This window comes from Ramlibacter sp. P4_H7 (assembly GCF_056400765.1).
Genome location: NZ_JBFUKP010000021.1, coordinates 150,171 through 172,368, shown reverse-complemented (window position 1 = coordinate 172,368; position 22,198 = coordinate 150,171). Strand labels below are relative to the sequence as shown.

General features: G+C 67.2%; 23 protein-coding genes and 1 other RNA gene. 16 read left to right on the top strand and 8 right to left on the bottom strand.

Annotated elements, in window-relative coordinates; genetic code table 11:
* The 3 genes from ompA to gph form a co-directional block, all read left to right on the top strand.
* The coding region (gene ompA / locus AC1DSA_RS22620; RefSeq protein ID WP_477893146.1) for an outer membrane protein OmpA at positions 1 to 405 on the top strand (405 nt) is incomplete at its 5' end.
* Between the two features lie 91 nt (positions 406 to 496).
* Complete coding sequence (gene ubiG / locus AC1DSA_RS22615) at positions 497 to 1,204, top strand: bifunctional 2-polyprenyl-6-hydroxyphenol methylase/3-demethylubiquinol 3-O-methyltransferase UbiG (RefSeq protein WP_477893145.1); 708 nt, start codon at positions 497 to 499, stop codon at positions 1,202 to 1,204.
* A complete protein-coding gene (gph, locus tag AC1DSA_RS22610) occupies positions 1,204 to 1,878 on the top strand; it encodes a phosphoglycolate phosphatase (protein ID WP_477893144.1) in 675 nt (224 codons plus the stop codon). The genes ubiG and gph overlap by 1 nt, the downstream gene beginning before the upstream one ends.
* Here the strand turns inward: gph and galE are convergent.
* Entirely contained in the window at positions 1,875 to 2,933 is a 1,059-nt protein-coding gene (gene galE, locus AC1DSA_RS22605) for a UDP-glucose 4-epimerase GalE (RefSeq protein WP_477893143.1), read from the bottom strand. The genes gph and galE overlap by 4 nt on opposite strands.
* An 85-nt stretch (positions 2,934 to 3,018) precedes the next feature.
* Between galE and ssrA the strand changes: the two genes are divergently transcribed.
* The 6 genes from ssrA (at position 3,019) to AC1DSA_RS22575 (ending at position 7,991) form a co-directional block, all read left to right on the top strand.
* Positions 3,019 to 3,393, top strand: a transfer-messenger RNA (tmRNA) gene (gene ssrA / locus AC1DSA_RS22600).
* A gap of 77 nt (positions 3,394 to 3,470) precedes the next feature.
* Positions 3,471 to 4,202, top strand: coding sequence for a pseudouridine synthase (locus AC1DSA_RS22595; protein ID WP_477893142.1), 732 nt, complete (start codon positions 3,471 to 3,473; stop codon positions 4,200 to 4,202).
* Between the two features lie 118 nt (positions 4,203 to 4,320).
* Positions 4,321 to 5,253 (top strand): YncE family protein, encoded by a 933-nt coding sequence (locus AC1DSA_RS22590; protein ID WP_477893141.1) that lies wholly within the window; start codon positions 4,321 to 4,323, stop codon positions 5,251 to 5,253.
* Positions 5,253 to 6,017, top strand: coding sequence for a polysaccharide deacetylase family protein (locus tag AC1DSA_RS22585; RefSeq protein ID WP_477893140.1), 765 nt, complete (start codon positions 5,253 to 5,255; stop codon positions 6,015 to 6,017). Before AC1DSA_RS22590 ends, AC1DSA_RS22585 begins: the two co-directional genes overlap by 1 nt.
* 20 nt (positions 6,018 to 6,037) lie before the next feature.
* Positions 6,038 to 7,021 carry a sterol desaturase family protein gene (locus tag AC1DSA_RS22580; RefSeq protein ID WP_477893139.1) on the top strand — a complete coding sequence of 328 codons (984 nt, stop codon included), beginning with the start codon at positions 6,038 to 6,040 and terminating at the stop codon, positions 7,019 to 7,021.
* 118 nt (positions 7,022 to 7,139) lie between these two features.
* Positions 7,140 to 7,991 (top strand): EI24 domain-containing protein, encoded by an 852-nt coding sequence (locus tag AC1DSA_RS22575; RefSeq protein ID WP_477893138.1) that lies wholly within the window; start codon positions 7,140 to 7,142, stop codon positions 7,989 to 7,991.
* Here AC1DSA_RS22575 and AC1DSA_RS22570 read toward each other — a convergent pair.
* Positions 7,976 to 9,397: a mannose-1-phosphate guanylyltransferase/mannose-6-phosphate isomerase gene (locus AC1DSA_RS22570; RefSeq protein ID WP_477893137.1), complete on the bottom strand. Its 1,422-nt coding sequence runs from the start codon at positions 9,395 to 9,397 to the stop codon at positions 7,976 to 7,978. The two genes, AC1DSA_RS22575 and AC1DSA_RS22570, sit on opposite strands and share 16 nt — an antisense overlap.
* A gap of 68 nt (positions 9,398 to 9,465) precedes the next feature.
* Between AC1DSA_RS22570 and AC1DSA_RS22565 the strand changes: the two genes are divergently transcribed.
* The 5 genes from AC1DSA_RS22565 (at position 9,466) to ntrC (ending at position 15,247) form a co-directional block, all read left to right on the top strand.
* Positions 9,466 to 10,281, top strand: a complete 816-nt coding sequence (locus AC1DSA_RS22565) for a competence/damage-inducible protein A (RefSeq protein WP_477893136.1) — start codon at positions 9,466 to 9,468, stop codon at positions 10,279 to 10,281.
* 208 nt (positions 10,282 to 10,489) lie between these two features.
* On the top strand, positions 10,490 to 11,908 hold the full coding sequence (gene glnA, locus AC1DSA_RS22560; RefSeq protein ID WP_477893135.1) for a type I glutamate--ammonia ligase: 1,419 nt from the start codon (positions 10,490 to 10,492) through the stop codon (positions 11,906 to 11,908).
* 188 nt (positions 11,909 to 12,096) lie between these two features.
* Positions 12,097 to 12,612, top strand: coding sequence for a hypothetical protein (locus AC1DSA_RS22555; RefSeq protein WP_477893134.1), 516 nt, complete (start codon positions 12,097 to 12,099; stop codon positions 12,610 to 12,612).
* A 4-nt stretch (positions 12,613 to 12,616) separates the two neighbouring features.
* Positions 12,617 to 13,684 (top strand): nitrogen regulation protein NR(II), encoded by a 1,068-nt coding sequence (gene glnL, locus AC1DSA_RS22550; RefSeq protein WP_477893133.1) that lies wholly within the window; start codon positions 12,617 to 12,619, stop codon positions 13,682 to 13,684.
* A 36-nt stretch (positions 13,685 to 13,720) separates the two neighbouring features.
* Positions 13,721 to 15,247: a nitrogen regulation protein NR(I) gene (ntrC, locus tag AC1DSA_RS22545; RefSeq protein WP_477893132.1), complete on the top strand. Its 1,527-nt coding sequence runs from the start codon at positions 13,721 to 13,723 to the stop codon at positions 15,245 to 15,247.
* 95 nt (positions 15,248 to 15,342) lie between these two features.
* Here the strand turns inward: ntrC and xth are convergent, their stop codons facing one another.
* Together xth and AC1DSA_RS22535 are read right to left on the bottom strand one after the other, a co-directional pair.
* Positions 15,343 to 16,122 carry an exodeoxyribonuclease III gene (xth, locus tag AC1DSA_RS22540; RefSeq protein WP_477893131.1) on the bottom strand — a complete coding sequence of 260 codons (780 nt, stop codon included), beginning with the start codon at positions 16,120 to 16,122 and terminating at the stop codon, positions 15,343 to 15,345.
* Positions 16,119 to 16,718: a DUF4337 domain-containing protein gene (locus tag AC1DSA_RS22535; protein ID WP_477893130.1), complete on the bottom strand. Its 600-nt coding sequence runs from the start codon at positions 16,716 to 16,718 to the stop codon at positions 16,119 to 16,121. The genes xth and AC1DSA_RS22535 overlap by 4 nt, the downstream gene beginning before the upstream one ends.
* A gap of 136 nt (positions 16,719 to 16,854) precedes the next feature.
* Here AC1DSA_RS22535 and AC1DSA_RS22530 point away from each other — a divergent pair, with 136 nt between their 5' ends.
* Together AC1DSA_RS22530 and AC1DSA_RS22525 are read left to right on the top strand one after the other, a co-directional pair.
* Positions 16,855 to 17,502 carry a thermostable hemolysin gene (locus AC1DSA_RS22530; protein WP_477893129.1) on the top strand — a complete coding sequence of 216 codons (648 nt, stop codon included), beginning with the start codon at positions 16,855 to 16,857 and terminating at the stop codon, positions 17,500 to 17,502.
* Positions 17,499 to 18,938 carry an AMP-binding protein gene (locus AC1DSA_RS22525; RefSeq protein WP_477893128.1) on the top strand — a complete coding sequence of 480 codons (1,440 nt, stop codon included), beginning with the start codon at positions 17,499 to 17,501 and terminating at the stop codon, positions 18,936 to 18,938. Before AC1DSA_RS22530 ends, AC1DSA_RS22525 begins: the two co-directional genes overlap by 4 nt.
* Positions 18,939 to 19,099: 161 nt before the next feature.
* Here AC1DSA_RS22525 and AC1DSA_RS22520 read toward each other — a convergent pair whose 3' ends face one another.
* From AC1DSA_RS22520 to AC1DSA_RS22505, 4 genes are read right to left on the bottom strand one after another with little or no spacing between them, the layout of a single operon-like run.
* On the bottom strand, positions 19,100 to 19,597 hold the full coding sequence (locus AC1DSA_RS22520) for a dihydrofolate reductase (RefSeq protein WP_477893127.1): 498 nt from the start codon (positions 19,595 to 19,597) through the stop codon (positions 19,100 to 19,102).
* On the bottom strand, positions 19,594 to 20,409 hold the full coding sequence (locus AC1DSA_RS22515; RefSeq protein WP_477893126.1) for a thymidylate synthase: 816 nt from the start codon (positions 20,407 to 20,409) through the stop codon (positions 19,594 to 19,596). The genes AC1DSA_RS22520 and AC1DSA_RS22515 overlap by 4 nt, the downstream gene beginning before the upstream one ends.
* An 18-nt stretch (positions 20,410 to 20,427) precedes the next feature.
* Positions 20,428 to 21,840, bottom strand: a complete 1,413-nt coding sequence (locus AC1DSA_RS22510) for an FAD-binding oxidoreductase (RefSeq protein WP_477893125.1) — start codon at positions 21,838 to 21,840, stop codon at positions 20,428 to 20,430.
* On the bottom strand, positions 21,812 to 22,192 hold the full coding sequence (locus tag AC1DSA_RS22505; protein WP_477893124.1) for a DUF2069 domain-containing protein: 381 nt from the start codon (positions 22,190 to 22,192) through the stop codon (positions 21,812 to 21,814). Before AC1DSA_RS22505 ends, AC1DSA_RS22510 begins: the two co-directional genes overlap by 29 nt.
* Positions 22,193 to 22,198: the final 6 nt, after the last annotated feature.

Here is a 22,198-nt window from a genome sequence, read left to right as displayed (position 1 = left end):
CCGGCTCCCGCGCCCGCCCCGGCGCCGGCTCCCCAGCCGCCCGCCGCAACCAAGGTGACCTACGCTGCCGACGCGTTCTTCGACTTCGACAAGGCCGTTCTGAAGCCCGAAGGCAAGGCGAAGCTGGATGACCTGGTCGGCAAGATCCAGGGCATCAACCTGGAAGTGATCATCGCCGTGGGTCACACCGACTCCGTCGGCAACGATTCCTACAACCAGAAGCTGTCGGTCCGCCGCGCTGAAGCCGTCAAGGGCTACCTGGTGTCCAAGGGCATCGAGAAGAACCGCGTGTACACCGAAGGCAAGGGCGAGAAGCAGCCTGTCGCCGACAACAAGACCGCCGAAGGCCGCGCGAAGAACCGCCGCGTGGAAATCGAAGTGGTCGGTACCCGCGCCAACAAGTAACACCTGCGCGAACAGGTGCACGAAGGGCCCGCTGTGCGGGCCCTTTTTTTCGTTTGCTCACGAGCTACAGCCGTCACAATCTGCCCCAGCCATGAACGAAACCCTGAATGCCGATCCCGCGGAACTGGCCAAGTTCTCCGAACAGGCACACCGCTGGTGGGACCCCGCCAGCGAGTTCGGACCGCTGCACGCGATCAATCCGCTGCGCCTGAACTGGATCGACGGCCTGGCGGGCCTGTCCGGTAAGCAGGTGCTGGACATCGGCTGCGGCGGTGGGATCCTTGCCGACAGCATGGCGCGCCGCGGCGCGCAAGTTCTGGGCATCGACTTGGCGACCAAACCCTTGAAGGTCGCGCAACTGCATGCGCTGGAAGCGGGCACGCCCAATGTCGAATACCGCGAGGTGAGTGCCGAGGCGTTGGCGGACGAGCAGCCGGGCAGCTTCGACGTCGTCACGTGCATGGAGATGCTGGAACATGTTCCCCAGCCCGAGTCGGTGGTGCGCGCCTGCGCCACGCTGGTCAAGCCCGGGGGGTGGGTCTTCTTTTCCACGATCAACCGCAACCCCAAGAGCTTCCTCCTAGCGGTCGTCGGCGCGGAATATGTGCTGAACCTGCTTCCTCGTGGCACCCACGAGTACCTGAAGTTCATCAAGCCCAGCGAATTGGCGGGATGGTGCCGCGGTTCGCACCTGAGCCTGCTGCAAACGCAGGGCATGGAATACAACCCGCTCACGCGCCGCTACTGGCTGTCCGGCGACACGAGCGTCAATTACCTGGCAGCAACCCGCAGGATGTGATGTTTGCGCAAGACGTGAAAGCCGTCCTGTTCGACCTGGACGGCACCCTGATCGACAGCGCGCCCGACCTCGGGGCAGCGGCGGACAAGATGCGCGTGGAACGCGGATTGCCGTCGTTGCCGCTGGAGAATTACCGGCCGATGGCCGGCGCCGGCGCCCGCGGCATGCTGGGCGTGGCTTTCGGCATCACGCCAGAGCACCCGGAGTTCGCCGCGTTGCGGGAAGAGTTCTTCCGCAATTACGAGAGTTGCATGACCCAGCGGACCTACGTCTTCGAAGGCGTGGCCCAGCTGATCGACTCCCTCGTCGAGCGCGGCGTCCCGTGGGGCGTGGTCACGAACAAGTCCATGCGCTTCACCGGCCCTTTGACCAAGCAGATGGCGCTGTTCGCGTCGGCCCGTGCGGTGGTCGGTGGCGATACGACCCCGCATCCCAAGCCGCACCCGGCGCCCCTCCTGGAGGCGGCGCGACAGGTGGGCGTGCGACCGATCGAATGCGTCTACGTGGGCGACGATCTGCGCGACGTGCAAGCGGGCCGGGCGGCCGGAATGGCGACCGTCGCGGCTACCTATGGGTACCTGGGCAGTACCGACGTCAAGGAGTGGGGCGCGGATTCGCACATCGCGACACCGCTGGCGCTGCTGCCGCTCCTGCGATTCCGTCAGACTGCCTAGGTCTCTCTGTAGCCCTTCGGATTGGCGCTCTGCCAGCGCCAGGCATCCGTGCACATCTCGGCGAGGCTGTGGCGTGCCTCCCAGCCCAGCAGCTTGCGTGCGAGTCCAGGATCGGCGTAGCACTGCGCCACGTCGCCCGCGCGACGGTCGACCAGCTTGTAAGCCACGGTGCGCCCGCTGGCCTGTTCGAAGGCGCGGACGACCTCCAGCACGCTGTGGCCGCGGCCGGTGCCCAGGTTCACCGTGAAGCTCTGCGGCCGCTCCAGCAAGGTCTTGAGCGCTGCGACGTGCCCCTCAGCGAGGTCCTGCACGTGGATGTAGTCACGCACGCCGGTGCCATCGGGTGTCTGGTAGTCGCTTCCGAACACGTTCAGGAAGGGACGCATCCCCACGGCGACCTGCGTGACGAACGGCATCAGGTTGTTGGGGATGCCGGCGGGGTCCTCGCCGATCAGGCCGCTGGGATGGGCGCCCACCGGGTTGAAGTAACGCAGCACGCCGATGCGCCAGTCGGGTTGCGCCCGCAGCACCGCCTGCAGCATGTCCTCGATCACCAGCTTGGAGTGCCCGTACGGGTTCGTATGGCTGAGGGGGAAGTCCTCCGTGATGGGGACCGTTGCCGGATCGCCGTAGACGGTGGCACTGCTCGAGAACACGAGCGTGGGGTTGCCGATCCCCTTCGGGACCAGGTACTCCGCCTCCATGGCCCGCAGCAGGCTGATCGCGCCGCCGATGTTGTTGTGAAAGTATTTCAGCGGCTGGGCAACGCTTTCCCCGACGGCCTTGTCACCGGCGAAATGGATGACGCCCACCGGGCGAATCCGCTGCAGCACGGCCGCGAGGAACGGCGTGTCCAGCACATCGCCCCGCTCCAGGCTGGGCTTGCGGCCCGTGATCCGCTCCAGCCGCTCCAGCACGACGGGATGGCTGTTCGCGAAGTTGTCCAGGATGACGGGCTCGAAGCCAGCCTCGTGCAAGGCAACGAAGGTGTGGCTGCCGATATAGCCGGCGCCGCCGGTGAGCAGGACGTGGCCAAAACGCGGGGGCTGGGACATGGCGCACGACTATATCTGCGGGAAAAGGGGCTTGTACGCGCACCGGGGTTGAAATTCCGCAGCAGGCCTTAAGATACGTGTTCTTGGGGCTGCACTGGTTTCGACGTGGGTTCGGACACGCAGCAGGGCATGTCGAGGGTCAGATCACCTCGTAAATCCAGCTGAAACAAACTAACTGCGAACGACGAACGTTTCGCCCTCGCCGCTTAATTGCGTGTGAGCCTTGCAACGGTTGGCCGATGGGCCGGGCAAAGGGCGCAAGCCTCTAGCTGCAAGGTAATCTACATTGGCTGGCTCCGGATCGGGTACCTTGGCCCGGGGCGAGAAAATAGGGTGCTGGCTGGCTGGATAGCGTGCGACTGCGCGATCCGGCTGGTGAGAACCAAAACAGATCGCTAAACATGTAGAACTGTTCGTTGAAGGCTTGCGGACGCGGGTTCAATTCCCGCCAGCTCCACCACCATCTCTCAGTGCGAGGCGGGCTCGACGGCGTCCCTCGCGCTCGGGCGCAGTCCGGCGTGGTAGCCTCGCCCGCCCATGGAACTGCAGGACATCCTCTATAGCCAGGGCTTCGGCCCCCGCCGCGTTTGCCTGGGCCTGGTCCAGAACGGCCTGGTGAGCGTGGAGGGCCAGCCTTGCGACGATCCCTATGCGGCATTCGAGCCGAAGGGACTGAGCTTCACCGTCGAGGGTCGGGCCTGGACTTACCACCCGAAGGCCTACCTGATGCTGCACAAGCCGGCCGGCTACGAATGCTCCCAGAAGCCGTCCGCCTGGCCCAGCATCTACACGCTGCTGCCGGCACCCTTGCGTCAGCGCCCGAGCAAGGGGGCCAACCCCGGCGTGCAGGCCATCGGCCGGTTGGACCAGGACACCACGGGCCTGCTGCTCCTCAGCGACGACGGCGCCTTCATCCACAAGATGAGCTCGCCCAAGCGTCACGTGCCGAAGGTGTACGAGGTGGGCACGGCCGACCCGGTGGATGGTCGCCAGGTCGACCGGCTGCTGCAAGGCGTGGTGCTGGACGACGATCCCAAGCCGGTGCGCGCCGCCGCCTGCGAAGCGACCGAGAGCCACGCGCTGCGCCTCACGCTCACCGAAGGCAAGTACCACCAGGTCAAGCGCATGCTCGCCGCCGTGGGCAACCGCGTGGTGAGCCTGCACCGCTCGCGCATCGGCGCACTGGAACTTCCGCACGATCTCGCCGCCGGCCAATGGCGCTGGCTGACGCCCGAAACCCTCGCCGCGGCCGCCGATCGCGGACAATAGGCGGTCCGGCGTCCTCCGCCGGACGTCCCGGCGCGTTGAAGTGCCAGTCCTCCTGAGTCAGCCCCTCGTGAATCTTCCTTTTCCGTGCCGCGCTTTCGTCGCGGCCTCGCTTCTCCTGTTGGCCGGCATCCTGCCCGCCCAGGCCACGCCGCTGTTCGTGCTCAATTCGCTCGATGCCGACATCAGCGTGATCGATCCCGTCACCTGGCGCGAGATCAAGCGCATCCCCACCGGCAAGGAGCCGCACCACCTGTACATGTCGCCGGACGAGAAGTCGATCCTGGTGGCCAACGCCCTCGCGGATTCGCTCACCTTCATCGACCCGCGCACGGCGGAGATCCAGAAGACCGTGCGCGGCGTGATGGACCCGTATCACCTGCGCTTTTCGCCCGACATGAAGTGGCTGCTGACCAATGGCAACCGCCTCAACCACGTCGACATCTACCGCTGGGACGGCACGGACCTGACCCTTGCCAAGCGCATCCCGACCGGCAAGACGCCCAGCCACCTCTGGATCGACAGCAAGAGCACGGTTGCCTACTCGACGATGCAAGACAGCGACGAACTGGTCGCGATCGACCTGGTCAAGCAGGAGATCAAGTGGCGCATCAAGACCGGTCCCATGCCGGCCGACATCTTCGCCACATCGGACGACAAGACGCTGCTGGTGGGCCTCACGGGCAGCGATTCGGTCGAGGTGTTCGACGTCAGTGGTCCGCAGCCGAAGTCGGTTCGCCGCATCAAGACCGGCGCGGGAGCGCACGCCTTTCGCGGGGCCGGGGACAAGCGCCATGTGTACCTGAGCAACCGGGTGGCCAACACCATCAGCAAGATCGATCTCACCACGTTGACCGTGGTCGACACCTACCCGGCCCCTGGCGGGCCGGACTGCATGGAGGTCCTTGCCGGAGGCCGCTACCTGCTGACCACGTCCCGCTGGGCCAAGCGCCTGACCATCATCGACACGCAGACGCGCGAGGTGGTCCGCCAGGTGAAGGTCGGCAAGTCGCCCCACGGTGTCTGGACGGTCGATCACGCCCCGAGGCAGTGATGCGCCGGCGCGGGATGCTGCCGGTCCTGGCCCTGGTCCTGGCAGCTTCCGCAGCCATGGCACAGCCGGCCTGCCAGAAGCCGGTCTACCTGACCCTGGACACGGGGCACATGGGCGTGGCCAAGCTCATCGCGGACGTCCTGAACCGCCAGAACGTCAAGGTCACCTTTTTCGCTGCCAACGAGAAGACGATGGAAGGGGACGGCAGCCTGGGCAGCTTCTGGGCGCCCTGGTGGAAGGCACGCGCCGCCGAAGGCCACGAGTTCGCTTCCCACACGTTTGACCACGTCTACTGGCGCTCGGACCTGCCGGACGGGCGCTTCCGCGTTCGGCCGTCGGCCGGTCCGGCGGAGGGGCGGGACGCCGTCTGGACGGCGGCCGAGTATTGCGCGGAGATCGACCGATCCGCCCGTCGCTTGCAGGAGATCACGGGCAGGAAGCCGCTGCCGCTGTTCCGAGCTCCCGGCGGCAAGACCTCACCCGGGCTGCTGGCCGCGACGCGGGCTTGTGGCTACCAGCACGTCGGGTGGGCGCCCGCAGGCTTCCTGGGTGACGAGCTTCCCAGCGAACGGGCGAGCAACCAGCAGTTGCTGGACCAGGCGCTGCGGACCATCCGGCCCGGGGACATCCTGGTGGCTCATCTGGGCATCTGGTCCCGCAAGGACCCGTGGGCGCCGGCCGTGCTGGAGCCGCTGATCACCGGATTGAAGGAAAAAGGCTTTTGTTTTGCGACTTTGCGGGATCACCCGTCCTACCGGGAATAGGTCACGCGCGTTAAGTAGCCATGCACTGGATTCAGGACTTGTTTGAGTGGGCCCAGCAAGGGCTGTTCGAGGCGGCGGTCCAGCCGATCATGTACTCCTTCGGCATGGGCCAGTACCTGGAGGACGGGTATACGGCCACCGGATGGCTGCTGGTCGGCCTCATCCAGATCGCCGTGATGCTGGCCATCATCGGCCCCTTGCAGCGCTGGCGCCCGGTCGAGCCGATGGCGGACCCCGCCAGCGTCCGGACCGACGTCATCTACACGCTGCTGCACAGGCTGGGCCTGTTCCGGGTGGCGCTGTTCTTCAGTGTCGAGCCGCTGTTCGACGATGCCTTCGGCTGGCTGCGGGTGCAGGGCCTGGGCACGGTGCACATCGACCAGTTCATGGCCGGCGTGACGGACCACCCTTTCATCAGCTTCGTGCTGTACCTGGTGGTCTTCGACTTCGTGGATTACTGGATCCATCGCGGCCAGCATGGCCTGAACTGGTGGTGGAACCTGCACTCGCTGCACCATTCCCAGCGGCAGATGACCATGTGGAGCGACAACCGCAACCACCTGCTCGATGACCTGGTGCGCGACAGCATGCTGGTCATCCTGGGTCAGTTGATCGGCGTCGGCCCGGGGCAGTTCGTCGCCATCGTTGCGGTGACGCAGCTCAGTGAAAGCCTGCAGCACGCCAACCTGCGCCTGCACTTTGGCAGCATCGGGGAACGCCTGTGGGTGAGTCCGCGTTTCCACCGCCTGCACCACAGCATCGGCCTGGGGCACGAGCGCAAGTGCGATGGCGAAGTGATGACGGAAGGCCGCAGCCCGGCCTTGGGCGGGCACAACTTCGGGGTGCTCCTCCCCTGGTGGGACGTGCTGTTCGGCACTTCGAACTTCGAAATCCGGTACGACCCCACGGGCGTGCGTGACCAGGTCGAGAGCGGACGCGATTACGGCCGCGGCTTCTGGGCGCAGCAGTGGTTGGGGCTGCTGCGGCTGGTCGGAAAAGCCTGAGCGCCGGTTCGCGTGCCGGGCTGGCCCGGAATTCAAGCAACGGCGGCTTCAGCCGTAGGCGCGGCGGTCGGCAAGGAACGGCAGACCCAGCAGGCCGGGTCGACTAGCATTCGCTCCAATGTCCCTGTTCCTCGACTCCTTCTGGCGCGCCGTAGCCTACTGCCTGCACCCCAGGGTGATCGCGATCTCGCTGCTGCCCCTGGTCGGCATGGTGGTGCTTGCGCTGGGCCTGGGTTACTTCTTCTGGGACAGCGCCGTGAATTCGGTGTTCGTGTGGCTGGAATCCACCGCCTGGCTGGAGAGCCTGACGCGCTGGCTGGGCGACATGGGTCTGAGCGGGCTGAAGAACGCACTGGCTCCGCTGCTCGTGATCTTCGCCGTCACGCCGCTGGTGGTCGTGGCCGTGCTGTTCTTCGTGGCCCTGATGATGACGCCCGCGGTGGTGAACCTGGTGAGCCGCCGCCGCTTCCCCGCGCTGGAACGCAGGCACGGAGCGTCGATGCTGCGTGGGGCGTTCTGGTCGCTGGGTTCCATGGTGCTGGCGCTCCTGGCGCTGGTCATTTCGCTGCCCTTGTGGCTGATCCCGCCCCTGATCCTGGTGCTGCCGCCCTTGATCTGGGGCTGGCTCACCTACCGGGTGATGACCTTCGATTCCCTCGCAGACCACGCGACCAGTGAAGAGCGCCGGCAGGTGTTCCGGACGCACCGCACCTGGCTGCTGCTGATGGGAATCGGCACCGGCTACCTCGGTGCCGCGCCCAGCATCGTCTGGGCTTCCGGGTGGTTCTTCGCGGCGGCGTTCCCGGTGCTGATCCCCGTCGCGATCTGGATCTACACGCTGGTCTTCGTGTTCTCGTCACTCTGGTTCGCCCACTACTGCCTGGCCGCCCTGGCGCAACTGCGTGCCCTTGCGCCCGCGAACCAGCCACCCGCACCGGCTCCGCAGCCGGCGCTTCAGGTCCTGCCGTAGGTGTCTTCCAGCCGGACGATGTCGTCCTCGCCGAGGTAGGCGCCGGACTGGATCTCGATCATTTCCAGTTCCATCTTTCCGGGGTTGTGCAGTCGATGCACCTCGCCGATCGGGATGTAGGTGGACTCGTTCTCGCTGAGCAGGAAGGTTTCGGTGCCGCGCTGGACCTGCGCCGTCCCCCGCACGACCACCCAGTGCTCGGCGCGATGGTGGTGCTTCTGCAGGCTGAGGGATGCGCCCGGCTTGACGCCGATGCGCTTCACCTGGAAACGCTCGCCGGCGTCGACGCTGTCGTACCAGCCCCAGGGGCGCACCACCTTGCGGTGCATCACGGCTTGCGTGGCTTCGCTTTTCTCCAGCCGGGCCACGACGTCCTTGACCTGCTCGGCGCAGTTGCGCTGGGCCACCAGCACCGCATCCGGCGTGTCGATGATCAGCAGGTCCTGCGTGCCGAGCGCCACCACCGGACGGTGCGGCGCGTGGATGAACGTGTTGTGCGCGTTGTGCACCCATCCCTGGCCCGCGATCCGGTTCTCCTGAGCGTCGGCGGGGGTGAGGTCGGCCACTGCGTTCCAGCTGCCGACGTCGCTCCACTGGCCTCGAAACGGCAGCACGACCACGTCCGCATGCTTTTCCATCACCGCGTAATCGATGCTCTGCGACCGGCAGCCTTCGAAGGCGGCGCGCTCGGGGCGCACGAAGGTCACGTCGGAAGCGGCGGTTCCCGGCTGCTCGGATTGGGCGTTCGCCAGCGCTGCCCTGCACGACTGCAGGATGTCGGGCGCATGCTGCTCGAGCGCCTCCAGGAAGAACCGCGCCTGCGCCAGGAAGATGCCTGCGTTCCAGAGAACGTCGCCCTGCAGCAGCAACTGCTCGGCGCGGGCCGGGTCCGGCTTCTCGATGAATTGCGCCACCTGCATGCTGCCGTCGGGCCGAGGCGCGCCCTGGCGGATGTAGCCGTAGGCGGTGCTCGGGAAACTGGGCACGATGCCGAAGGTGACGACCATCCCCGTGCCGGCGGCCGTGAGGCCTTCCTTCATGGTGCGGACGAAGGCGGCCGCATCGGGAATGTGGTGATCGGCGGGGCAGAACAGGAGGAACTCCTCCGGATCGACGGACAGCGCCGCCAACGCCATGGCGGCCGCCGTGTTCCTCGCGACCGGCTCCAGGATGACGGTGCCGCGCAGCTTCGCCTGTCGCAGCGTGTCGGCCACCATGAAGCGATGTTCCTCGGCGGCGACGGTCATGACGCGCGCGCCGAGCCCGGCCACGCGCTCCATCGTGAGTTGCAGCAGGCTCTTGTTGCCGATCAGGGGGACGAACTGCTTGGGAAAGCTCTTGCGGCTGAGCGGCCAGAGGCGCGTGCCCGAGCCGCCGCACAGAATCACCGGGGTAATGGATGCCATGCTTCGATCGTATCGCGTCACGGGTGATCCCCTGCGCCACGCCGCCTGGGGACCGGTAGGATTACCGCATGACGTCCACTCCCCGCCCCGACCTCGGGCTGATCATCGTCGGCGACGAGATCCTATCCGGCAAGCGTGCCGACAAGCACCTGCCCAAGCTCATCGAACTGCTCAATGCGCGCGGCCTGCAGCTTGGATGGGCCGAGTACGTGGGGGACCAGCCCGCACGCATCACCGAGACCCTCAAGCGCGCCTTCGCCTCGGGCGACATCGTCTTTTCCTGCGGCGGGATCGGCGCCACCCCCGACGACCACACGCGGCAGTGCGCGGCCAAGGCGCTGGGCGTGCCGTTGGAACTGCATCCGCAGGCCGAGGCGCTGATCCGCGAACGCATGCAGGACGTGGCCAGGGAGCAGGGCGTGCCCTACGAGCCCGACCGGCCGGACAACATCCACCGGCTGAACATGGGCGTGTTTCCCAAGGGCGCCAGCCTGATCGCCAATCCCTACAACAAGATCCCGGGCTTCACGGTGAAAACGGTCCACTTCGTGCCCGGCTTTCCGGTCATGGCCTGGCCCATGATGGAAAGCGTGCTGGACACCCACTACCGCCACCTGTTCCAGCAAGGCGCCTATGTCGAGAGGTCGGTCATCGTCTTCGGTTCCATGGAAGCCACGCTCACGCCGCTGATGGAGCAGGTCGAGCGGGAGCACCCCGGAGTGAAGGTGTTCAGCCTGCCGAGCGTCGACCACCCCACGTATGGGCGCCACATCGACCTGGGCGTCAAGGGCACGCCGTCCGAGGTCGGTCCGGCCTACCAGTCCCTGCTGGACGGACTGCACGTCCTGAAGGTCCGATTGGGCCCCGAGTTGGTGCGAAGCTGAGTCGCATTAAACTGGTGCGTAGGCCGAAATGCACCTGTTGGGTGCATGGCCCAGTTGCTTTCGCAAGGCTACCGTAGGGAAAAGTGCGCAGGATCGCGGACAATCGCCGGGCTGCACGCGGTGCCGCATGCACCAGCTTTGGCACAGAACCTGCATCCCCGCCAGCCGCACATTCATCAACAACCAACCATCCCCCAGGAGAAACCTGATGGCAGCCAAGACCGTCGCAGACGTCATGAAGATGGTGAAGGACAACGAAGTCAAGTTCGTCGACTTCCGCTTCACCGACACCCGCGGCAAGGAGCAGCACGTGACCGTGCCCGTCTCCCATTTCGACGAAGACAAGTTCAGCGCCGGCCATGCCTTCGACGGCTCCTCGATCGCCGGCTGGAAGGGCATCGAAGCCTCCGACATGCTGCTGATGCCGGATCCGGGCACGGCCAACGTGGACCCGTTCTTCGAAGAGACGACCCTGATCCTCACCTGCGACGTGCTGGAGCCGGGCGATGGCAAGGCCTACGACCGTGATCCCCGTTCCATCGCCAAGCGCGCCGAGGCCTACCTCAAGGCCTCCGGCCTGGGCGACACCGCGTTCTTCGGTCCCGAGCCCGAGTTCTTCATCTTCGACGACGTCCGCTGGGCCTCCGGCCCGAGCGGTTCCTTCGTCGAGATCGACGAATACGAAGCCCCGTGGAACACCGGCAAGAAGCTGGAAGGCGGCAACAAGGGCCACCGGCCCACGCTCAAGGGCGGCTACTTCCCCGTTCCCCCGGTCGACAGCACGCAGGACATGCGCGCCGAGATGTCCCTGATCCTGGAATCCCTGGGCATCCCGGTCGAGGTGTTCCACCACGAAGTGGCGGGCGCTGGCCAGAACGAGATCGGCACCCGGTTCAGCACGCTGGTCGAGCGCGCCGACTGGACCATCTTGATGAAGTACGTGATCCAGAACGTCGCCAATGCCTACGGCAAGACCGCGACCTTCATGCCCAAGCCCATTGTGGGCGACAACGGCTCCGGCATGCACGTGCACCAGTCCGTGTGGAAGGGCGGCAAGAACCTGTTCGCCGGCGAAGGCTATGCCGGCCTGAGCGAGTTCGCGCTGTACTACATCGGCGGCATCATCAAGCACGCCCGCGCCCTGAACGCCATCACGAACCCCGGCACCAACAGCTACAAGCGCCTGGTGCCCGGCTTCGAGGCCCCGGTCAAGCTGGCGTACTCCGCCCGCAACCGCTCCGCGTCCATCCGCATCCCGTACGTGGCGAACCCGAAGGGCCGCCGCATCGAAGTGCGCTTCCCGGACCCCACCTGCAACCCCTACCTGGGTTTCGCCGCCATGCTGATGGCGGGCCTGGACGGCATCGAGAACAAGATCCACCCGGGCGAGGCCGCCACCAAGGACCTGTACCACCTGCCGCCGGAAGAGGACGCGAAGATCCCGACCGTGTGCCACAGCCTGGACCAGGCGCTGGAGTACCTGGACAACGATCGTGCGTTCCTGACCAAGGGCGGCGTGTTCACCGACACCATGATCGACGCCTACATCGAGCTCAAGATGTCCGAAGTCACGCGCTTCCGCATGACGACGCACCCGATCGAGTTCGACATGTACTACTCGCTGTGATCGATTGAAGGGACGAGGCGCCCGTTGGGGCCCTTGTTCCTGCGCGGCTGCACATTTCAGCCGCAGAGCTGCGAAGGGGCGACTTTTGTCGCCCTTTCCTTTTTAAATCAATACCTTAATTGGCAATCTGAAGAGTTTGGGTCATACTGAAAAGCCATCCCCTGCACCTCAGGTGTACGGAGAAGTCCATGAAGACCCGCCACGCACTGACTCTTTTCGCCCTGTTTGCCTCCGCCACCGTGGCGTCCGCCCAGACCCAGATCTGGCGCTGCGGCAACACCTACACCAACGACAAATCGGAAGCGCAGGCCAAGGGCTGCAAGCTGGTGGAGGGGGGCAATGTGACGGTGGTGCAGGGCACCCGGGTCAACAGCGGCGCCAAGACGGTCGCAACGGCGCCGCAGGGCGGCGCGAGCCCGCCACGCGTGGAGTCCGGCGAGCAGCGGGCACGCGACGCCGAGGCCCGGTCCATCCTCGAAGCCGAGCTGAAGAAGGCAGAAACGCGGCGCGCGGACCTGACCAGGGAATACAACAACGGCGAGCCCGAGAAGATGGGCCCCGAGCACAAGAACTACCAGAAGTACCTGGACCGCACGGCGGAGCTCAAGGCTGCCCTGGAGCGCGTCGACCTGGACATCGCGGGGCTCAAGCGTGAACTCGCCCGCACGTCCGCCAGTGGCGCGGCCAACTCGGCCGCAAAATGAGGGCTTGAGCAAGCCCGCCCCACCCTCCCAACGCTTCCAGTCGTTCGACCTGCTGGCCACGCTCGTGGCCGTCGTCCGCGGCAACGGCACCGTCCTCTTCGCCAACTCCGCCCTGGAGGATGCCGTCGGCTCTTCGCGGCGCACCATCGAAGGCGCGAGCTTCCTTCCCTTCTTCACCGAGCCGCACGTGCTGCGCACCGCCCTCGATGGCGCGCGCGTCAACGAGTACGCGGCGCTGCGTTACGACGCACGCCTCGTGCGGCAACAGGCGGACCCCATGCCCGTGCACGTGGTGCTGGCGCAGACGGAAGTGGCGGACGAATTCGTCGTCGAACTGCTCCCGCTCGAGGCGCAGACGAGGCAGGACCGCGAGGAGCGGCTGATCGACCAGGCGCAGGCCAACAAGGAGTTGATCCGCAATCTGGCGCACGAGATCAAGAATCCACTGGGCGGCATCCGGGGCGCTGCGCAACTGCTGGAGATGGAGATCGACCCCCAGCTCAAGGAGTACACGCGCGTCGTCATCCACGAGGCCGACCGGCTCCAGACGCTGGTGGACCGTCTGCTGGCGCCGCACCGCCGGCCGCACGTGGTGGGCGACGTCAACATCCACGAAGTGTGCGAACGCGTTCGCTCCCTGATCCTGGCCGAGTTTCCCAGGGGCCTGCGCGTGGTCCGCGACTACGACACCTCGATCCCCGAGTTCCGCGGGGACCGCGAGCAGCTGATCCAGGCCGTGTTGAACATCGCGCACAACGCCTGCCAGGCCCTCACGGACCGGATCGCGGCCGGCGACGCACAGCTCACGTTCAAGACACGGATCGGACGCCAGGTCACATTCGGTAAGCAGCGCTATCGACTGGCACTGGACTTGCATGTCATCGACAACGGGCCCGGAGTACCGGACTCGATCAAGGACCGCATCTTCTTTCCGCTCGTGTCGGGAAGGGAAGGCGGATCCGGCCTGGGGCTCACGCTGGCGCAAACCTTCGTGCAGCAGCACCATGGCCTGATCGAGTGCGACTCCGCGCCGGGGCGGACGGATTTCAAGATCCTCATCCCCTTGCCCTGACGAACAATGACTTTGCCTGAGGTGACCGGGAACAACATGAAGCCGATCTGGATCGTTGACGATGACCAATCCATCCGCTTCGTGCTCGAAAAAGCGCTGATGCGCGAAGACCTGCCCACGCGCAGCTTCACGAACGCGAAGGAAGTGCTGAGCGCGCTCGAGGCCGGCAACGACGACGACGGCCCGCAGATCCTGGTGAGCGACATCCGCATGCCAGGGGGGTCCGGCCTGGACCTGCTGACGCGTGTGAAGGAAAAGCACCCGGGGCTGCCGGTCATCATCATGACGGCCTTCTCGGATCTCGACAGCGCGGTGTCCGCCTTCCAGGGCGGCGCCTTCGAGTACCTGCCCAAGCCCTTCGACCTGCCCAAGGCGGTGGAGCTGATCCGCCGTGCGGTGGAAGAGAGCCAGCGCGAAGAGGTGGCCGAGCAGAGCATGGCCGCGGCTCCCGAGATGCTGGGCCAGGCGCCGGCGATGCAGGACGTGTTCCGCGCGATCGGCCGCCTGTCGCAGAGCAACGTGACCGTGATGATCACGGGCGAGTCCGGCTCCGGCAAGGAACTGGTGGCTCGCGCGCTGCACAAGCACTCGCCGCGCGCGAGCGGCCCCTTCGTCGCGATCAACACGGCGGCGATTCCCAAGGACCTGCTGGAGTCCGAACTGTTCGGCCACGAGCGCGGCGCCTTCACCGGCGCGCAGACGATGCGCCGCGGCCGCTTCGAACAGGCCGAGGGCGGCACGCTGTTCCTCGACGAGATCGGCGACATGCCCTTCGACCTGCAGACGCGCCTGCTGCGCGTGCTGTCGGACGGCCACTTCTACCGCGTGGGCGGCCACAACGCGGTCAAGGCCAACGTGCGCGTGATCGCGGCGACCCACCAGGACCTGGAGCAGCGCGTCAAGGAGGGCGTGTTCCGCGAGGACCTGTTCCACCGCCTGAACGTGATCCGCCTGCGGTTGCCGGCGCTGCGGGAGCGGCTCGAGGACATCCCCATGCTGGCGCGGCACTTCCTGCAGCAAAGCGCCAAGCAACTGGGCGTCGAGCCCAAGCGCATTTCGGATGCGGCGCTGGAAAGCCTGATGACCTTCGCGTTCCCCGGCAACGTGCGGCAACTGGAGAACATCTGCCACTGGCTCACGGTGATGGCGCCGGCGCAGGTGATCGAACCCAAGGACCTGCCACCGGAAGTGGGCGTGTCCGCACTGGAAGCCACGGCCGCGAAGGCGCAGCTCGCCCATTCCTCCGAAGCGACGGCAGGCTCGCCGCTGCCCGCGGCCTTCACGTCCGACGCGACGGCGCCGGGCCATGGGCCGCAGCCGGCAGGGGGCGCGCCGGTGGCGCACAACGGCGGAAGCTGGGAGAGCGCACTGGAAGCCGAGGCGCTGCAACTGCTCCTGAGCGGCCACCACGACGTCTGGGACCAACTCACGCGCCGCTTCGAATCGCGCCTGATCCTCACTGCCCTGGCCAACACGCGCGGTCGCCGCATCGAAGCCGCCCAGAAGCTGGGCATCGGGCGCAACACGATCACGCGGAAGATTCAGGAGCTCGGTCTGGAGTGATCCGCGGTCGCTGGGGTTCGGCTGGGCCTCACCGCCAGCCTACCCCTGGCTCGAGGCGAGTGGCCTGATCCCGGGCGCTGCGGCGCCTCGGTGCTTCAGAGCAATTCCACCGTCACCGGTGCATGGTCGCTGGGCTTGTCCCACTTGCGCGGCGTCCGGTCGATCCCGCACGACTTCACCAGCGTCCGCACCGGCTCGCTCACCAGGATGTGGTCGATCCGCAGACCGCGGTTCTTCTGGTAGCCCAGCATGCGGTAATCCCACCAGCTGAAGCTCTTCTCCGGCTGCTCGAACATCCGGAAGCTGTCGATCAGCCCCAGGCCGACGAGCCCGCGGAAGTGCTCGCGCTCTTCGGTGGTGTGGTGGATGGTCTCGCGCAGGCCTTCGGGGTCGAATGAGTCGCGGTCTTCCGGCGCGATGTTGAAGTCGCCCAGCAGCACGACCTTCTCATGGCTCGCCAGCTCCGCGCGCATGTGCGCGCGCAGGCCGTCCAGCCACTTCATCTTGTACGAGAACTTGTCCGTGCCCGGCGCCTGGCCGTTCACGAAATAACCGTTCACGACCCGGATCGGCCCTTGCGGCGTTGCCACCGACACGGACAGCAGCCGCGAGTGCTCGTCCTCGAAGCCATTGATGTTCTTCACGACTTCGCCCAGCGGATGCCGGCTCATGACCGCCACGCCGTTGTACGTCTTCTGCCCGAACACCGCGCAATGCTCGTAGCCCGCCGAACGCAGCACGTCCAGCGGGAACTTGTCATCGGTGAGCTTGAGCTCCTGGAGGCACAGCACGTCGACCGGGTTCGCGTTCGTCCAGTCCAGGACGTGCTGCAGGCGGGCGGTCAGCGAGTTGACGTTCCAGGTCGTGATCCTCATATGTGCAGCATCGCCAGCGCGCCGATGCCGACGCCGATCGCACTGAGGCCGAACATGGCGTATTCCAGCCACTTCTTCTTGGTGAGCAGGGCAATGGCGGCCATCGCGATCGAGACCTGCAAGGCCGTGGTCGCCTGCGCCCAGCGGTGGTGCTGGTGCATCTGCTCGTCGCTCTTCTTGTCCCAGTCGGTGGCCTCGGCTTCCAGCTTGTCGGCCGCCAGCTTGATCTCGGCTTTTTCCAGCTTGTAGCGGTCGATCTCCTTCTGGTAGACCGGTTTCCTGTCATCGGCCACCAGCACCAGCGCCAGCTCCGCCAGGTTCTGCTTGCTGCTCTTGGACTGGTAGTAGTTCCACTGGTTGGAGGCCTCGGTCTTCTTGATCGCGGCATTGTTCTTGTACAGGCCCGCATTCGCCTGGGTGGCGCCGCCCATGTACGCGAAGATCGCGCCCACGGTGGCGATCACCGCCGTGAACATCGCGATCTGGTTGATCATGCTGCCGCCGCTGGCGCCGTGGTGCCCTTCGGCGGCGTGCTGGGCTGCGTGTTCGAGTTCGTGGTCGTGGGGACCGTGGACGTGGAAGGTTCCGCCGGACATGCTGTTCTCCTCTGGTGCGATGCTGCGGCGATTCTATTCAGGCGCAGGAGTGCGTTCGACTTAATCTGCAGTTAATGTGCCCCGCCGACCATCCGCGGCGACGCGTTCGCACAACGCGTGTCAGGAGGAGTTGGGAATGGCATTGCTTTCTGCCCCGCACGCGGGCGCGGGCAGCTCCGGCAGCAGACCCACGGACTGCGCCGCATTGCGCCTGCATCCGGCCGGCGATCCGCAGCGCCACGCCGTGGAAGTCTTCATCCACAGCGTGTACGCACAGCGCTATGGAGCCACGGTTCCCGCATTCATGCCCTTGCTGGTGAGCCTGGCCGCGCCGGACGGGGAAATCCTGGCGGCCGCGGGGTACCGCAGCGCAGGCGCCGGAGTGCTGTTCCTCGAGCACTACCTCCGCGAGCCCGTGGAGGACGAGCTTGCGTGGCACGCGGGCCGCGCGCTCGCCCGCCGCGAGATCGTGGAGATCGGGCATCTCGCCGCCGCGCGTCCCGGCGCCGGCCGCGCCCTGATGCTGCTGCTCGGCCCGCATCTCGCGCAACGGCGCTTTCGCTGGGCGGTGGCGACTCTCACGCGCGAGTTGCGCCAGATGTTGACGCGCATGGGCGTCGCGCCGCTGGCCCTCGCACCGGCCGATCCCCTCGTGCTGGGCAACGATGCCGCGCTCTGGGGCAGCTATTACCAGCACCAGCCGGTCGTCGTGGCCGGCGAAGTCCTGCCGGCGCTGCGCCGGCTCGCGCAACGCAGCGCGCAATTCACGGAGCCGTCCGCATGAGCGACACCCCCATTCCCGCCCTGGAAGGCAACGGCGTCTGCTGGAGCCGCGCGCAGCTCGATGCGGCAGCAGCACTGCTGGCGGCACAGCTGCAGGCGCGCGGCAGCTGGGTGCTCGCCACGCTGCTGGACAACTCTCCTGCCTGGGTGGTGGCCGACCTCGCCGCCAGCCTGGCGGGAGTGGTGCACGTTCCGTTGCCGGTGTTCTTCAGTGCGCAGCAGATCGCGCACGCCCTGCAGGGCGCCGGTGTCGACACCGTGCTCACCAGCCCCGCGCTCGCCGAGTCATGGCCGCAGATTGCGCGCCAGGAGTGCGAGGTGGCGGGCCAGCCGCTGGTGCTGGTCAGGCTGCCCGGCTACGCCGTGTCCATGCCGCCCTGCACGTCCAAGGTGACCTTCACCTCGGGCAGCACCGGTGCACCCAGGGGCGTCTGCCTGCACGAGAAGGCGATGCGCCGCGCGGCCTGGGGGTTGGTGGCGGCGCTGGAGCCGCTGGACATCCGGCGCCACCTGTGCGCGCTGCCGCTGTCGGTGCTGCTGGAAAATCTCGCGGGCGTGCTCGCGCCACTGGCACGCGGTGCGACCGTCGTCGTGCCGCCGCTGGCGCAAGTCGGCCTCGTCGGCTCGTCCGGCTTCGATCCCGCGGTGCTCCAGGCCGCCCTGCAGCGACACGCGCCGGACAGCGTGATCCTGCTGCCCCAGATGCTGCGCGCCTGGACCGGATGGCTGCAACATACGCAGCAGCACGCACCGCCCTGCCTGCGCATGGTGGCGGTGGGCGGCGCGGCCGTAGGCGAGCGCCTGATCCGCGCGGCCCGTGAGCGGGGCATCCCGGCCTACGAAGGCTACGGCCTCTCGGAGGGCGGCTCCGTGCAGACGCTCAACCTGCCGGGCGCGGACCGTCCGGGCAGTGCAGGCAAGCCGCTGCCGCACACCCGCGTGCGGGTGGCGGCCGACGGCGAGATCGAAATCAGCGGCACCCTGATGGCGGGTTACCTCGGCGACCGGGAACCCGTGCCGTTCTGGTGGGCCACGGGCGACCTGGGCAGCATCGACGCCGATGGTTTCCTGCACGTGCTGGGGCGCAAGAAGAACCTGCTGATCACCGGTTTCGGCCGCAACGTCGCGCCCGAATGGGTGGAGACGGCGCTGCGCGGCGAACCGCTGCTGGCCCAGGCGACCGTGTTCGGCGACGGCCAGCCGGCGCTGAGCGCGGTGCTGTGGCCGCTGACGCCTCTGCTGCCCGACGCCGAGATCGAGTCCGCCGTGCAGGCCGCCAATGCGACGCTGCCCGATTACGCCCGCGTGGCGCGCTGGGTGCGCGCCCGCGCGCCTTTCCATGCGCAAAGCGGCCTGGCCACGGCCAACGGTCGGCCTCGACGCGAAGCCATCCTGGCCCTGCACGCCGACGCGCTCGGCATCGCCCAGCCTGCCTGACAAAGGGCCCGGGCCGGCAGGTCGCCGACCAGGGACGGCGGGAGGAAGCACGCGCGCTGCTGGAGAAGATCACCAAGTAGGAAGGTGTCCACGGGAGGCCGGGCCCGGCGGCGGGCGTACGCCGGGTCCGGCAGTGCGCCCGCGACACCCTGCGACGGCGATCAGGATCCGGACGACGCGCGCTCGTAGGTCACGAAGCTGAAGGGCACGCCGGCCCGCGAGACATGCGCCTCGCGCGCGGTCTCGCGCCAGCCGGCGCCCAGCGGCGGCGCATGCACGTCGCCTTCGAAGTCGGCATCGATCTCCGTGACGACCGCCACCTGCGCGTGCGGCATCGCGAGCCGGAAGATCTCGGCACCGCCGGTGACCCACGCCGTCTCCGCGCCGGTGCACAGCGCCAGGGCTTCCTCCAGCGTGCCCGCGCGCTCCGCGCCCGGCGCGCTCCAGTTCGCATCGCGCGTGATCACGATGTTGCGGCGTCCCGGCAGCGGCCGGAAGCGCGGCGGCACCGAGTCCCAGGTCTTGCGGCCCATCACCACCGGAGCGCCCAGCGTGGTGCGCTTGAAGTGCGCCAGGTCCTCGGGCAGGTGCCAGGGCATCACGCCGCCCCGGCCGATGACGCCGCCGCGCGCCTGCGCCCAGATCAGGCCCAGCTTCATACCGCCACCGGCGCCTTGATCGCGCCATGGCACTGGTAGTCCAGAACCTCGAAGTCCTCGTACTGGTAGTCGAAGATCGAGGCTGGCTTGCGCTTGATGTTCAGCGTCGGATAGGGATAGGGCTGGCGGGACAGCTGCAGTTCCACCTGCTCGTGGTGGTTGCTGTAGATGTGGCAGTCGCCGCCGGTCCAGATGAAGTCGCCCACGCCCAGGTCGCATTGCTGCGCCATCATGTGCGTGAGCAGCGCGTAGCTGGCGATGTTGAAGGGAACACCCAGGAAGATGTCGGCGCTGCGCTGGTACAGCTGGCAGGAGAGCTTGCCGTCGGCCACGTAGAACTGGAAGAAGGCGTGGCAGGGCGCCAGCGCCATCTTCGGGATGTCGGCCACGTTCCAGGCGCTGACGATGATGCGGCGCGAATCGGGATTCGTCCTGATCTGCCTGACCGCATCCGCGATCTGGTCGATGTGGCCGCCGTCCGGCGTCGGCCAGCTGCGCCACTGCACGCCGTACACCGGGCCCAGGTCGCCGTCCTCGCGCGCCCATTCGTCCCAGATCGTCACGCCGCGCTCGCGCAGCCAGTTGTTGTCGCTGGAGCCCTGCAGGAACCACAACAGCTCCTGGATGATGGACCGCAGGTGGACCTTCTTCGTGGTGACGAGGGGGAAGCCCTCGTTCAGGTCGAAGCGCATCTGGTAGCCGAAGACGCTGCGCGTGCCGGTGCCGGTGCGGTCGGTCTTGGGCGTGCCATGCGTGTGCACATGGCGCATGAAGTCTTCGTACTGCGAGCGGACGGGGCGGGGCGTCGTCATGGCGGAATTATCGCGTCCTCAGGGCAGGAGCACCTTGCCCGGGTTCATCAGGCCCTGCGGGTCCAGCGCCTTCTTCACGGCGTGCATCATCTTCAGCGCGACCGGTGACTTGTAGTGCGGCAGCTTCTCCACCTTGAGGGTGCCGATGCCATGCTCGGCCGAGATCGAGCCGCCGAATTTCCGCACCTGGTCGAACACCAGGCCGTTGACCCGCAGCTCCTGGTCGCGCAGGAAGGCCTGCATGTCGCCGCCCTCGGGAGCCTGCACGTTGTAGTGCAGGTTGCCGTCGCCCAGGTGGCCGAAGTTGACCAGGCGCACGCCGGCGATCTCGCGCTGCAGCAGTGCATCGGTCTCGGCGCAGAAAGCGGGGATGCGCGACACGGGAATCGAGATGTCGTGCTTGATGTTGAGGCCTTCCTCGGCCTGCGCCAGCGGGATCGACTCGCGCACGTGCCAGAGAGCGCGCGCCTGGGCGATGTTCTCGGCCACCACCGCATCGGTGGCGCAGCCGTCTTCCAGCGCGGCTTCCAGCAGGCGCTCGAACTGCGCGCGCGCATGTTCTTCCGATTCCTGGTCGGCGTTCTCCAGCAGCACGCAGTACGCGGACTCCTGCTGGAAGGGCACGCGCAACTGCGGCATGTGCTTGACGACCAGGCCGAGGGCGAACTGGCCCATCACCTCGAAGCCGGTGAGCCCGGCGCCCAGGTGCTTGTGGGCCAGCCCCAGCAAGGCCAGCGCCGCCTCCATCGAGGGAACGGCGGCCCACGCGGTGAGCGTGGCGCGCGGCAGCGGGTAGAGCTTCATGGTGGCGCCGGTGATCACGCCCAGCGTGCCTTCGCTGCCGATGAACAGGTCGCGCAGGTCGTAGCCCGTGTTGTCCTTGCGCAGGCCCGAGAGGCCGTCCCACACCTCGCCCTGCGCCGTGACCACTTCCAGGCCCAGGCACAGGTCGCGCGTGTTGCCGTAGCGCACGACCTGCGTGCCGCCGGCATTGGTGCCCAGGTTGCCGCCGATGGTGCAGCTGCCCTCGGCCGCCAGGCTCAGGGGGAACAGGAAGCCGGCGGCTTCCGCCGCATCCTGCACGTTCTGCAGCACGCAGCCCGCGTCCACCGTGATGGTCAGGTTGCCGGCGTCGATCGCGCGCACCCGGTTCATGCGCGTGAGGTTCAGGACCACCGCGCGGCCGGAGTCGTCGGGCGTGGAGCCCACCACCATGCCGGTGTTGCCGCCCTGCGGCACGATCGGCGCGCCCGCCGCGGCGCAGGCCCGCACGACGGCGGCCACTTCCCCGGTGGTGCCGGGCCGCACGACCGCGAGCGCCTTGCCGCGGGCGCGCCGGCGCCAGTCCATCTCGTAGGCGCTCAGGTCGCCCTCGGTGAGCACGTTGGCGGCGCCGACGGCGCTACGCAGCTGTTGAATCAGTTCGTTCATGCTTGGCATTGCGCAGGCGCACCCGCACGTGCAGCCCGCAGGCGATGAAAAGGGTGAGGGACAGGACGATTTCCAGCGCGGCAGGCAGGCCTTCGCCCGCGCGCACCACGCCTTCCATGAAGTAGGGCCACACCAGCAGGCTCACCCACCGGTAGGTGTACATGCGCCGCTTGAGCAGGCCGGCCACGGGGATGCAAAGGGGCAGCACCTTCAGCACCCACAGGCTGGGCTTCGCCGAAAGCCACAGTTCCCAGGCGAGGCCGATCACGATCAGGCCCAGCAGGCTGCCCACGGCGATCCACCGCGTGGTTTCGACGAGGGGCGGGGCTGGGACGGCTTCGGAGGGCTGCATGGGCGA